Origin of the sequence: Streptacidiphilus alkalitolerans (genome assembly GCF_042511045.1) — a bacterium.
GTDB classification, from domain to species: domain Bacteria; phylum Actinomycetota; class Actinomycetes; order Streptomycetales; family Streptomycetaceae; genus Streptacidiphilus; species Streptacidiphilus alkalitolerans.
Genome location: NZ_JBHEZX010000015.1, coordinates 118,543 through 131,435, shown reverse-complemented (window position 1 = coordinate 131,435; position 12,893 = coordinate 118,543). Strand labels below are relative to the sequence as shown.

Annotated in this window: 8 protein-coding genes and 2 pseudogenes; 4 read left to right on the top strand and 6 right to left on the bottom strand. The window is 70.3% G+C overall.

From position 1 onward, the window contains the following. Positions 1 to 6: 6 nt before the first annotated feature. The 3 genes from ACEZDG_RS28635 to ACEZDG_RS28625 are packed head-to-tail and all read right to left on the bottom strand — an operon-like array spanning position 7 to position 3,247. Positions 7 to 867: a carbohydrate ABC transporter permease gene (locus ACEZDG_RS28635; protein WP_380514761.1), complete on the bottom strand. Its 861-nt coding sequence runs from the start codon at positions 865 to 867 to the stop codon at positions 7 to 9. 8 nt (positions 868 to 875) lie between these two features. Then, the gene (locus ACEZDG_RS28630) at positions 876 to 1,910 is read right to left on the bottom strand and encodes a carbohydrate ABC transporter permease (RefSeq protein WP_380514758.1); all 1,035 of its coding nucleotides are present in this window, start codon (positions 1,908 to 1,910) and stop codon (positions 876 to 878) included. Further along, positions 1,910 to 3,247 carry an ABC transporter substrate-binding protein gene (locus tag ACEZDG_RS28625; RefSeq protein ID WP_380514755.1) on the bottom strand — a complete coding sequence of 446 codons (1,338 nt, stop codon included), beginning with the start codon at positions 3,245 to 3,247 and terminating at the stop codon, positions 1,910 to 1,912. Before ACEZDG_RS28625 ends, ACEZDG_RS28630 begins: the two co-directional genes overlap by 1 nt. 348 nt (positions 3,248 to 3,595) lie before the next feature. Here ACEZDG_RS28625 and ACEZDG_RS28620 point away from each other — a divergent pair, with 348 nt between their 5' ends. Beyond that, the gene (locus ACEZDG_RS28620) at positions 3,596 to 4,366 is read left to right on the top strand and encodes a DeoR/GlpR family DNA-binding transcription regulator (protein ID WP_380514752.1); all 771 of its coding nucleotides are present in this window, start codon (positions 3,596 to 3,598) and stop codon (positions 4,364 to 4,366) included. 30 nt (positions 4,367 to 4,396) lie between these two features. Here the strand turns inward: ACEZDG_RS28620 and ACEZDG_RS28615 are convergent, their stop codons facing one another. After that, positions 4,397 to 5,842, bottom strand: a complete 1,446-nt coding sequence (locus tag ACEZDG_RS28615; RefSeq protein ID WP_380514750.1) for a hypothetical protein — start codon at positions 5,840 to 5,842, stop codon at positions 4,397 to 4,399. A 337-nt stretch (positions 5,843 to 6,179) separates the two neighbouring features. On the opposite strand from ACEZDG_RS28615, the gene ACEZDG_RS28610 reads away from it, so the two are divergent. Continuing rightward, on the top strand, positions 6,180 to 7,058 hold the full coding sequence (locus ACEZDG_RS28610) for an endo alpha-1,4 polygalactosaminidase (protein ID WP_380514747.1): 879 nt from the start codon (positions 6,180 to 6,182) through the stop codon (positions 7,056 to 7,058). Positions 7,059 to 7,295: 237 nt separating this feature from the next. Here the strand turns inward: ACEZDG_RS28610 and ACEZDG_RS28605 are convergent. Then, a pseudogene (locus tag ACEZDG_RS28605) lies at positions 7,296 to 7,646 on the bottom strand (CBS domain-containing protein); the annotation flags it as partial. Positions 7,647 to 7,839: 193 nt separating this feature from the next. On the opposite strand from ACEZDG_RS28605, the gene ACEZDG_RS28600 reads away from it, so the two are divergent. Further along, positions 7,840 to 9,555, top strand: a complete 1,716-nt coding sequence (locus ACEZDG_RS28600) for a sensor histidine kinase (RefSeq protein WP_380514745.1) — start codon at positions 7,840 to 7,842, stop codon at positions 9,553 to 9,555. 14 nt (positions 9,556 to 9,569) lie between these two features. Here the strand turns inward: ACEZDG_RS28600 and ACEZDG_RS28595 are convergent, their stop codons facing one another. Then, on the bottom strand, positions 9,570 to 10,268 hold the full coding sequence (locus ACEZDG_RS28595; RefSeq protein WP_380514743.1) for a response regulator: 699 nt from the start codon (positions 10,266 to 10,268) through the stop codon (positions 9,570 to 9,572). 244 nt (positions 10,269 to 10,512) lie between these two features. Here ACEZDG_RS28595 and ACEZDG_RS28590 point away from each other — a divergent pair. Continuing rightward, positions 10,513 to 12,876, top strand: a pseudogene (locus ACEZDG_RS28590) (phosphoketolase family protein). Positions 12,877 to 12,893: the final 17 nt, after the last annotated feature.

Sequence of the window (12,893 nt, the reverse complement as noted above, 5' to 3'; positions counted from 1 at the left end):
GGGTGGTCAGCCCTTGAGGCCGCTGAAGCTCATGGTCTGCACGAACTGGCGCTGCGCGAACAGGAAGCCGATGATCAGCGGCGCGGTGGCCACCACATTGCAGGCCATGAGTTCCTGCCAGTCGATGTGGTGGGCGCCCTGGAAGTTGAGCAGTCCGAGCTGGATCGTGTACAGCTTGGGATCGTTGATCGCGACCAGCGGCCAGAGCAGGTCGTTCCAGGAGTTCAGCAGGGTGAACACGGCCAGCGTCGCCAGGGCCGGCTTGGCCAGCGGCAGCACGATCCGGAAGAACACCCCGAAGCTGCCCAGGCCGTCGATCCGGCCCGCTTCCTCGAGTTCCTTGGGCAGCGACAGAAAGAACTGCCGCATCAGGAAGATGCCGAAGGCCGAGGTCAGGAAGGGCACGAAGGCCGCGGCCAGGGTGTCGATCAGACCCAGCTTGGAGAACATGAAGTAGGTCGGGATCATCAGCATCTGCGTCGGGATCATGATGGTGGAGAGCAGCACCACAAATCCGACGGTCCGGCCGCGGAAGGACAGCCGGGCGTAGGCGTAGCCGCCGAGCGAGCACAGCAGCAGGTGCGAGCAGATGGCGATCCCGGAGACGATCGCCGAGTTCATCATCCAGCGCGCCACCGGGGCGTCGCTGAACAGCCGGACGTAGCCGCCGATGTGCAGCGCGGACGGGATGAACCGGGGCGGGAAGCGGTTGATCTCGCTGTTGGCGGTCAGCGAGGTGAGCAGCATCTGCGCCAGCGGCGCCAGGAAGAGCAGCGCCAGCGGGGCGAGGAACAGGTGCCAGCGGCTGAACCGGCGCCTGGGCCTGGTAGCAGCGGAAGGGGTCGGGGTCACGACGTCGGGTGCCATGGGTGCCATCAGAAGGCCTCGCTCTTGCTGCGCTTGGAGTAGGCGAACAGACCGAGCGTCAGCAGCAACGTGGCCGCGAACAGCGCGTAGGCGATCGCCGAGCCGTAGCCGTAGCGGGACAGTTCGAACGCCTGGTTGTAGATGAAGTAGACGACCGTCTGCGAGGAGCCGAGCGGGCCGCCCCTGGTGGTGGTCAGCACCAGCTCGAAGATCTGCAGCACCGAGACGGTCTCCCAGACCCCCACGAACACCGTGATCGGCGCGACGGCCGGCAGCGTCACATGCCGGAACACCTGCCAGCGGTTGGCACCGTCCAGGGTGGCCGCCTCGACGATGTCCTGCGGGATGTCCTGCAGCGCGGCGAGGTAGACGATGACCGAGAAGGCCAGGTCGCCCCAGAGGTAGATGAGCGCGATGACCCACATCACCTCGTGACGGTCGGTCAGGAAGCCCTGCCGGGGCAGGTGCAGCGCCCGCAGCGCGTTGTTCGCCAGGCCGAACTGCGGGTCGAAGACGTAGTTCGCCAGGATCCCGGTCGCGGCGGCGGACACCACCAGCGGCACGAAGACCGCCGTCCGGTAGAAGGCGATGAACCGGATGCTGCGGTTCAGGGCGGTGGCCACAAAAATGCCCAGGACCAAGACGATCGGGACATACAGCACGGTGAACAGCACCGTGTGGTCGACCGCTGCCCGGAGGTCCGGGTCACTGGCCATGGTCCGGTAGTTGGCCCAGCCGATCGACCGCGGCGGGGTGAAGCCGTTCCAGTGCTCACGGGAGATCAGAAACGCCCAGCCGGCCGGGAACAGGGTCAGCGCCACGATGATGAGCGTGGCCGGACCGGCGAAGGTCCATCCGGTGAGGTTGGCGACCACCCGGCGCCGGCGGCGGGACCAGGTGCCGCGCGGAGGGTCGGCCGCGCGGTCGGCGGCGTCGGCGGCGGCAGCACGGTCGGCGGCGCCGCCGGTGCCCCCCTGGCGCGGTCGGCGGCTGCTCGGGGTGCGGCTGCGCTCGTGCTCGGAGATGAGGATGCCGCGCTTCATCAGTCGCCCTGCGCCAACGCCGTGTCGGCTGCCTTCGCGGCCTGGTCCAGCGCGGTCTTCGGGTCGCCCTGGCCCTGCAGCACCTGGGCGATCGCCTTGCCGAGCACCTGCGACAGGCCGTTGTAGCCGGGCACCGTCGGACGCCCGAGCGTGGCGTTCTTCAGGTTGTCCTCCAGCGTCTGCGCCCCGGGGTACTTGGCGGCGTACGCGGCGAACTCCGGGCTGGCGGCCTCGCTGCTGCGCAGCGGGAGGTTGCCCGAGGCGAGGTTGAACTTCGGGTCGATCGCGGCCGAGGTCAGCCACTGGTCGAAGGTGTAGGCCCAGTAGGCCCGGTCCGCGTCGTGGTGGTCGTACAGGGTCCACAGGTCGGGGCCCGAGATGGTCTGGTGGTTCTGCCCGTCGAACGCCGGCAGGTAGACCACGCCGTAGTCGAGGCCGGCCGTGACATTGTCGGCGAGCTGCCAGGGCCCGGTCATCAGCATGCCGACCAGGCCGGACTTGAACAGGTCGGCGTACTTCTGGTCGTCCTGGGAGAGGTACACCGACTTGTCGGTGACCGCCATCTGCTGCAGGAAGGTCAGCGCCGAGACGCCGGCGGCGGAGTTGAACGCCGCCTTCTTGTTGTCCTTGGTCAGCACGCTGCCGCCCTTCTGCCACAGCAGCGGCCAGAAGTGCCAGGTGGTGTCCTCGGAGCCGGACACCGAGTAGGCGGTGCCGAAGACATTGTGGGCCGGGTCGGTCAGCTTCTTGGCGTCCGCCCGGAACTCGTCCCAGGTCCAGCTGTTGGTCGGCTGGGGCAGTCCGGCCGCGGCGAAGAGCTTCTTGTTGTACATGACGGCGATGTTGTCCACGACCGCGGGGAAGCCGATCACCTGGCCGTTGGGGGTCGCGGTCTGCCGGGCGGCGCCGGGGAACTCGTCCCACTTCACCGCGGGGTCGGCCACCTTGCTGGTGATGTCGAGGGTCCGGCCCGACAGTTGCATCTCGGTGGCCCAGCTGCCGAAGTTGTAGGAGATGTCCGGGTAGGTCCCGCTGGTGAACGCCGCGGTCAGTTTCGGCAGCAGTTGGTCGGTGGTCGGGGCGCCCGGCGACATGTCGACGGTCACATTGGGGTGCAGCTGGTGGAACTGCGCGGCCAGGCCCTCCATGATCTTCTCCGGTGCCTGGTCCTGCCCGGTCCAGATGGTGATCGTGGTCGGCCTGGCGGTGTCCAACGCGGCGTTCGCCGTGGACTTCGCGCTCGAACAGCCCGCCGTGGCGCCGAGTGCCATCGCCGCCGCCAGGGCAACCGCGACACCTGCGCGGTACCGGGCGGGTATCGCCGATCTCCTGTGCATCACATGCCCCTTTCCTCGGGTCGGGGACATTCAACGGGGCGGTCCCAGCACGGGCAAGGAACTGCTCGAATCACTCAGAGTGGCTGCGCGTTTCCCGGCGACCGATCAAATCTCGATCATCAGCACGCTTGATGTGCCCATATCCGTTCGCTACGATTCCGGGAACGTCGGATTCGATCATTCGACGTCAGAGGTACGCCCATCCGGTATGTGGCCGACGCCATGAGTCCGGACTGAGTCGCCAGGATCGCCGTGGGCATCCGAGGCGGGGACGTGCCCACCGCCCGATGGAGCTCCAGGATGACCGCCATCCGCGCTCGTGCCCCAGGCGGCCGCCGCACGGGAACCGTGCGCCAATCCGACCGGGTCTCGGCGATCCTCGACCACCTCGCCGCCAGTGGGTCGGTCGACGTCACACACATCGCCGCCGAGCTGGGCGTCTCGCTCGCCACGGTGAGACGCGACCTCTCGGCGCTGGAGGAGCAGAGCCTGCTGACCCGCACCCACGGCGGCGCGGTGGCCCGCGACGACGCCCACGTCCTGCCGGTGCGCTACCGCGACAGCCACGGCCGGGCACAGAAGCAGGCCATCGCCCGCGCGGCCCTGCGCGGCCTGCCCTGCGGACCGTACGTGGTGGCGGTCAACGGCGGCACCACCACCAGCGAACTCGCCCGGCTGCTGGCCACCAGGACCGAGCTGACCGTGGTCACCAACGCGCTGAACATCGCCAACATCCTGGTGAACCGCCCCCGGGTGAAACTGGTGGTCACCGGCGGCGTGGCCCGCTCCAACTCCTACGAGCTGGTCGGCCCGTGGGCGGCCGGGACGATCGGCGGCATCAACATCGGCACGGCCTACATCGGCATCGACGGGATCAGCGCGGCGGGCGGGCTGTCGACCCATGACGAGGTCGAGGCCCAGATCAGCGCCGTGATGATCGGACGCGCCCGCCGGGTGGTGGTGGTCGCCGACGGGTCCAAGGTCGGCCGCAGCCTGCTGGCCCACATCGTCGCGGTGGCGGACATCGACGAACTGGTCACCGACTCCACCGCCGACCCCAGCGAAGTGGCCGCGCTGCGGGCGCACGGGGTGAAGGTGACCATCGCCGACACCCCGTGACCTGCGTGCGGCGGGCTGAGCGGTGCGGGCTCAGCAGTGCGGGCTCAGCACGCTGTGGGCGTCCAGGCCGGTGCCGGACCGGAACGCCGCCCAGCCGGTGTACGTGGTGCCGTGCCAACCCCACTGCATGCCGCGCGCGGTGCCGCCGACGGCCGCGTAGGTGTTGTGGTCGACGGTGTCCCCGCGCCCGGAGTCGGAGCGGGCCACCGTACCGAGCAGCAGCACGCCGCCGCCGGCCGCGCAGACGGTGTTGCCGGTGATCCGGTTGCCGCTCTCGTGGTACTGGATCAGGAACTCCGGCGAGCCGTCGTGGTCGGTGTTGTTGTCCCGCAGCGCGTTGCCGGTGAAGACATTGTCGAAGGAGCGGCCGGTCTGCACGCTTCCGCAGTCCTCCTTGCCGTCGCAGTAGCCGCCGGTGGTGATCCCGACGAAGCGGCTGTACCGGACCTGGTTGTCACGGACCGTCACATGGTCGGCCGCGCCCCTGGGGTTCTCCGCCGCGACCTCGATACCGATGTCGTCGCGCAGCGCCGTGTTGTCCGCGATGACGATATGCGTGCCGCCGTCGACGTAGATGCCGTCCGCGCAGTTGCAGTAGGCCCCGTCGGAGTAGTACGCCGGGTTGCCCTCGGAGATGATGCGCTCGACCCGGTTGGAGCCGATGTAGCCGTTGCGGGCCCGGTTCAGGTCGGTGTAGCGGTAGCGCGCGGGCAGGGTCGGCTCGTAGCCGATGGCGTCGATCCCGATGTTGTTGTTGTCGTGGATGCGGTTGCCGGTGATCCGCCAGCCGTCCACGTTGCCGTTCACCACGACCGACTCGCTGGCGCCCAGGGTGAGGTGGTCGACCTCGTTGCCGTCGATGCTCAGGTTCCGCACGGAGTGCGCGGCCGAGTCGCCGTAGACGGCGATCCCGTGGGCGTTCATGTCCATGCTGCCGCGGGTCCCGTTGTGGTTGCCCAGGTCGTGGACGTGGTTGCCGGTGATGCGGACGCCGTCGTCCCCGCCGTGCACATAGATGCCGATCGGCATGGCGTTGACGTCGCCGGTCCGGTAGCCGGTGATGTCCAGGCCGCGGACCGTCACCCGGGTGCTGTCGGCGATGGTGACCATCGCGGAACGGCCGCCGGGCGGGACGGTCAGCGAGGAGCCGTCCAGCACGGCGTGCTCGCCGGGTGCGGCCGTGACGGTGATGCCGCTGACGTTCCGCAGGCTCACCCGCTGGGCGTAACGACCGCCGCGCAGCTCCACCGTGCCGCCGGCCCGACCGGCCCCGCTCAGCGCGGCGACCGCGCGCTGCACGGTCCTGAACGGAGCGGCACGCGTCCCGGCCCCCGCGTCGGACCCGCCCGGGGCGACGTACACGGTGCGACCGCCGGTCGCGGCCGGAGCCGGGGACGGGGACGGGGACGGGAAAACGAACAGCGCGACCGCGGCGAAAGCAGCGGCCAGGGCCGTACTGCCCCCTGGGAATGACATCAACCGAAACTCCTCCGTGAATTGAATTTCCTGGCGCGGTCGGGATTCTGCCATCCGTTCCCTGGGGCGTCAACGATGACATTCCAGATCGGCGAAACCGCTCATACGGCATGACCGTTTCAACGCACCCATGGTCGCCCAACAGCCCTGACCTGCAATGATTATGACTACCCGTCGGCCGGGAGCCAAGCGCGCACGGAAAATGAGCACTTTCGCCGTCCGGCTCGACCCGGAATGGATTCCGTTGAATAAATAGCCCATCGAACGCGAATGCCGACCGGCCAAAAGGACCGGTCGCGGGTGATAAACCCCTTCGCGCAATCGCTGGAGGTAGTCCATGTCCCATGTCCGTGCGTCCCGTGTCCGTACGTCCCGCAACCTGGCCGTGGCCGTTGCCGCCGCGGTCCTCGCCACCCTGGCGACGGCCCCGACAGCGTCCGCCGCTCCCGCCGCTCCGGCCCCGGTCAGCTGCTCCGGCTGCTGGCACCCGGCGCTGCAGACGTCCTGGAACTGGGTGATCTCCAAGGTGCCCACCGCGCCGTACCGCAAGGTCGCCATGTACGACATCGACGGCTTCAACGCCTCGGCCGCCGACGTCAAGGCCCTGCACAACGCCGGGATCAAGGCCGTGTGCTACCTGTCCGCGGGCACCTACGAGGACTGGCGCTCGGACGCCTCGCAGTTCCCCTCCGCGCTGCTGGGCAAGTCCAACGGCTGGCCGGGCGAGAAGTGGCTCGACATCCGCGACATCCAGAAGTCCGGCAGCGTACTGCACTCGATCATGGACGCCCGGCTGGACATGTGTCACCAGAAGGGCTTCGACATGGTGGAGCTCGACAACGTCGACGGCTACACCAACAGCACCGGCTTCTCGCTCAAGGCCGCCGACCAGACCTACTTCAACGCCACCCTGGCCAATGACTCGCACGCCCGTGGGATGAGCGTGCTGCAGAAGAACGACAACGAGCAGATCCCCACCCTGCTGAAGTACTTCGACGGCGCCCTCAACGAGCAGTGCAACGAGTACCAGGAGTGCACCACCGCCCAGAACGGCGACTACGGCTACGACCAGTACGTGGCCGCGGGCAAGCCGGTCTTCCAGGCCGAGTACAACCTCGCGACCTCGAAGTTCTGCTCCAAGGACAACGCCGCCGACTTCAACGGGGTCAAGTTCAGCATCGACCTCGACGACTCGACGTTCCAGCCGTGCCGTTGACCGTCCGCTGAGCCTCTGCTGAGCGACCGCCAAAGAGCAGGGGCTGTCGGGTGCACGTACCCCGGCGGCCCCTGCTGACCCGAGTACGGATACTCATGCGCGGGCCCGCCCCGGGCCTGCCGCAGACTCGCTGCGTGCGAAATCATGTGCAGCGGTCCGCCCGGCTCACGGTCCCGGCGCTGCCCCGGGAAGCCGCGTCCGAGCTCAGTGGGGCACCGTCGACGCGGTAGTCGAGGCCCGGAGCAGGTCGCCGCGGCTGACGATGCCGATCAGCCGACCGGCCTCGTCCACCACCGGCAGCCGCTTGACCTGCCGCTGCTCCATCGCCCCGACCGCCTCCAGGACGGTCCATTCGGGACGGGCGCAGACGGCGGGGCCGGTCATCAGGCCGCGCGCGGTGCCGGCCCGGTTGCGGTCCAGCAGGTCCGCTTCGGAAACGACACCCAGCGGCCGGTCCTGGTCGTCGATGACCGGTACCGAGCTGATGTCGTTTCGGACCAGCAGCTGGGCGATCTCCTCGAAGGGGGTGTCTGGGCCGACGCTCACGACGCCCGGCGTCATCAGTTCTCCCACAATTCGGTGTCGCATCGTCAGATCCCTTCCCAGCGGTGGTCGGCCGGCTGCCGCTCCCGCCTCCACTCTCGCCGCCGGTCCTGAGCCGGGCATGGGCCGTCCGGGCCCCGAGGCACCGGCCGATCGGCCCCCGTCGCCAGGACCGCCGCACCCGCTACGGTGAGCACCGGACAGGCACACCTGTCTGCGGCAACCCCGGAGGCAGCCCGTGAGTGCGGAAGAAACAGCGTCCCGGCTGCCCCGGCTTCGGCTGGACGAGCTGCTGGGGGAACTGCAGTCGCGGATCGACGCGGCCCGCGGCACCCGGGACCGGGTGCAGAGCCTGCTCGAAGCGGTGATGTCGGTGGGCCGCGAGCTGGACCTGGCCCAGGCCCTGCGCCGGATCGTGGAGGCCGCCGCCGTCCTGGTGGACGCCCGCTACGCCGCCCTGGGGGTGATCGGCCCGGACGGGGAGCATCTGTCGCAGTTCCTGACGGTGGGGTTGGCCCAGGACCAGATCGACGAGATCGGTAGGCTGCCCTCGGGGCACGGGATCCTGGGCGAGTTGATCCGCCACCCGGAATCGCTGCGGCTGACCGAGCTGTCCTCCCATCCCGCCTCGTACGGGTTCCCGGCCCACCACCCGCCGATGCACACCTTCCTCGGCGTGCCGGTGCGGATCCGCGGCCAGGTCTTCGGCAACCTCTATCTGACGGACAAGCACGGCGGCCAGGACTTCGACGCCGACGACGAGGCGGTGATCGCCACCCTGGCCGTGGCGGCCGGAGTGGCGATCGACAACGCCCGGCTCTACGAGGAGGCCCAGCGCCGACAGGCGTGGCTGCAGGCGGGCGCGGAGATCACCCGCAGCCTGCTGTCGGGCAGCGAGCGCCTGGAGGTGCTGCGGCTGATAGCGCAGCGGGCCATGGAGATCACCGGTTCGGTGCTCGCCGACGTCACCGTCCCGGTGGCGGGCACGGACCAACTGGTGGTGGAGCTCGCGCTGGGCGCGGACGCCTCCGCGCGGCTCGGCCTGACCATCCCGGTCAACGGCACCCTGTCCGGGGCGGCGTTCTCCGGCGCAGCCCCGGAGACCAGCACCGACCTGCGCACGGACCTGCGGTTCCCGGCCGGACCGCGCCGCTTCGAGGGCATGGGCTCGGCGGTGGCGGTGCCGCTGGGGACGGCCGGCGGCCAGGTCCACGGGGTGCTGCTGCTGGCCCGGGCCGCGGGGGAACCGGTGTTCAGCATCGAGGAGACCGGGCCGCTGCTGGGCTTCGCCGACCAGGCCGCGCTGGCCATGGAGCTGGCCGTGCGCAGGAGCGACGCCGACCAGCTGGCGCTGCTGGAGGACCGCGACCGGATCGCCCGCGACCTGCACGACCTCGCCATCCAGCGGCTGTTCGCCACCGGGATGACCCTGCAGAGCGCCACCCGCTTCATCGAGCATCCCGGGGCCTCGGAGCGGGTCCTGCGCGCGATCGGGGACCTGGACGACACGATCAAGATCATCCGCTCCACGATCTTCGGACTCCGGGCGCGTGAGGCCGAGGGCGGCCAGACCCTGCGCTCGCGCGCGGCCCGTGCGGTCGGCGAGGCCCAGTCGTCGCTGGGATTCGGGCCCCGGCTGAGCATGGAGGGCCTGCTGGACACCGATGTGCCCCAGCAGGTGGCCGAGGACGTGATGGCGGTGCTCACGGAGGCGCTGAGCAATGTGGTCCGCCATGCGCGGGCCACCCGGGTCGAGGTGGCGCTGCAGGCCACGGCCAAGGAGGTGGTGCTCACGGTGAGCGACGACGGGGTGGGGCTGCCGTCCGGGGGCCGGCGCAGCGGGCTGGCCAACCTGGCCGAGCGCGCCGAGGGGCTGGGCGGGTCCTTCGAGGCCCTCGGCCCGGCCGAGGGCGGCACCCGGCTGGTCTGGCGGGCGCCGCTGGACCGTGCTTAGGGCCGGGTCAGACCCTAGGGCCGGGCCGCGGGCCCGCGCTCGTGGGTCTGGGTGGCGATGACCGCGGCCTGGACCCGGCGTTCCACCCCGAGCTTGGCCAGCAGCCGGGAAATGTGGTTCTTGACCGTCTTCTCGGCCAGGAACAGCCGCTGTCCGATCTGACGGTTGGTCAACCCCTCCCCCACCAGGGCCAGGATCTCCCGCTCGCGCTCGGTCAGGGCGGACAGCGCGTCCGGCGGCTGCTGGTCCTTGACCGCGTCGCCGCGCATCCTGGCCATCAGCCGGGTGGTGGCACCCGCGTCGAGCATGGACTGCCCGGAGGCGACCGTGCGTACGGCGGTCACCAGGTCGGTGCCGGTGATCTGCTTGAGGACGTAGCCCGAGGCCCCGGCCATGATGGCGTCCAGCAGGGCCTCCTCGTCGTCGAAGGAGGTCAGCATCAGACAGGCCAGCTCCGGCATCTGCGAGCGCAGCTCGCGGCACACGGTCACCCCGTCGCCGTCCGGCAGCCGCACGTCCAGCACGGCCACGTCCGGACGCAGGGCGGGCACCCGGACCAGGGCCTGGGCGACGGTGCCGGCCTCGCCGACCACCTCCAGGTCCGGCTCGGCGTCCAGCAGGTCCTGCACCCCGCGGCGCACCACCTCGTGGTCGTCCAGCAGGAACACCCGGACGGGGCCCTTCGCCGTGCCTCCTGCAGTGCTCTCGGACATCGCGCGACCCCGTGTTCCCGGTTCGGCCCGCTGTGGCGGGGTGGGTTGCATCCTGCCCTGCCCCGGAACCGGTGACCAGGGCCGACCGGCCCTATTCCGGGCCGGGGCCGACCGGCCCCTGTGGGCCAGGTGGCGGAGGGTCCCGTTCGGCCCTGTGCCGAGTGCGTGGGACCGGGGCAGGCTGGACAGGAGAGCTTCCACCACCCGCCGCGCCCTTTTCCCCTTCCCACCGGAGTGCCCCGCCATGAACCAGTCCCTGTCCGATGCCGAGGTCCAGGTCCTGGACGCGCACTGGCGCGCGGCCAACTACCTGGCCGTGGGTCAGATCTACCTGCTGGCCAACCCGCTGCTGCGGGAACCGCTGCGGGCCGAGCACGTCAAGCCCAGGCTGCTGGGCCACTGGGGCACCTCGCCGGGCCTGAACCTGGTGCACACCCACCTCAACCGGCTGATCCAGGCCCGGGACCTGGACGCGATCTGCATCTGGGGCCCCGGCCACGGGGGCCCCGCCGTGCTGGCGAACTCCTGGCTGGAGGGCAGCTACACCGCCGCCTACCCCGACATCACCAGGGACGAGGAGGGGATGCGCAAGCTGTTCCGGCAGTTCTCCTTCCCCGGCGGCGTCCCCTCCCACGTCGCCCCGGAGACCCCAGGGTCGATCCACGAGGGCGGCGAACTCGGCTACTCCCTCGCCCACGCCTACGGCGCGGCCTTCGACAACCCCGGCCTGCTGGTGGCCTGCGTGATCGGCGACGGCGAGGCCGAGACCGGCCCGCTGGCCGGATCCTGGCACGCCAACAAGTTCCTCGACCCGGTCCACGACGGCGCGGTGCTGCCGATCCTGCACCTCAACGGCTACAAGATCGCCAACCCGACGGTGCTGTCCCGCATCCCCGAGTCCGAGCTGGACCAGCTGCTGCGCGGCTACGGCCACGAGCCGATCCACGTCACCGGCGACGACCCGCTCACCGTCCACCGGGCCATGGCCGCAGCCCTGGACGACGCCGTCGACCGGATCACCGCCGCCCAGCGCGCGGCCCGCGAGGACGGCGCCACCGAGCGGCCCCGCTGGCCGATGATCGTGCTACGCACCCCCAAGGGCTGGACCGGCCCGGCCTTCGTCGACGGCCTGCCGGTCGAGGGCACCTGGCGGGCTCACCAGGTCCCGCTGGACCAGATCCACACCAACCCCGAACACCTGGCGCAGCTGGAAGCCTGGCTGCGCTCCTACCGCCCGGAGGAGCTGTTCGACCAGCACGGCCGCCCGCACGCCGAGGTACTGTCGCACATCCCCGCGGGCGACCGCAGGCTCGGCGCCAATCCGCACACCAACGGCGGGCTGCTGCTGCGCGAACTGCCGATCCGCGAGCTGGAGCAGTTCGCCGTCCCGGTCGACAAGCCCGGCACCGCCCTGCACGAGCCCACCCGGATCCTGGGCGAGCTGCTGGCGCAGGTGATGGCCGACACCGCCCAGCGCCGCGACTTCCGCCTGGTCGGCCCGGACGAGACCGCCTCCAACCGGCTGCAGGCCGTCTACCGGTCCACCGGCAAGGCCTGGCAGGCGGAGGTGCTGCCGGTGGACGAGCACCTGGCCCACGACGGCCGGGTGGTGGAGATCCTGTCCGAGCACCTGTGTCAAGGATGGCTGGAGGGCTATCTGCTGACGGGCCGTCATGGCCTGTTCTCCTGCTAAGAGGCGTTCGTCCACATCATCGACTCAATGGTGAACCAGCACATCAAATGGCTCCGGACGACCCGTCAGATCCCTTGGCGGGCACCGATCGCCTCGCTGAACTACCTGCTCACCTCGCATGTCTGGCGGCAGGACCACAACGGCTTCTCGCACCAGGACCCCGGCTTCGTGGACCACGTCCTGAACAAGAGCCCCGAGGTGGTCCGGGTCTACCTCCCGCCGGACGCCAACACCCTGCTCAGCGTCGGCGAGCACATCCTGCGCAGCCGCGACTACGTCAACGTGGTGGTGGCCGGCAAGCAGCCCAGTTTCGACTGGCTCACCCTGGACCAGGCCCGGGTGCACTGCGCCCGCGGCGCCGGGATCTGGGAGTGGGCCGGCACCGAGGACGGCAGCCGCGACCCGGACGTGGTGCTGGCCTGCGCGGGCGACGTGCCGACGCTCGAGGTGATGGCGGCGGCCCAACTGCTGCGCGAGCACCTGCCGCAACTCGCGGTACGGGTGGTCAACGTGGTGGACCTGGCCCGGCTGATGCCCGCCGCCGAGCACCCGCACGGGATGAGCGACAAGGAGTACGACGCGCTGTTCACCCCCGACAAGCCGGTCATCTTCGCCTACCACGGCTACCCCTGGCTGATCCACCGGCTGGCCTACCGGCGCACCGGCCACGCCCAGCTGCATGTGCGCGGCTACAAGGAGTCCGGGACCACCACCACCCCCTTCGACATGGTGGTCCGCAACGACCTGGACCGCTACCGCCTGGTCATGGACGTCATCGACCGGGTCCCCGGCCTGGCCGTCCGCGCCGCCGGCGTCCGCCAGCAGATGGCCGACGCCCGGACCCGGCACCACGACTGGATCCGCGCCCACGGCACCGACCTGCCCGAGGTCGCCGACTGGACCTGGACCGGCTGACCACCACCCCGCACGGC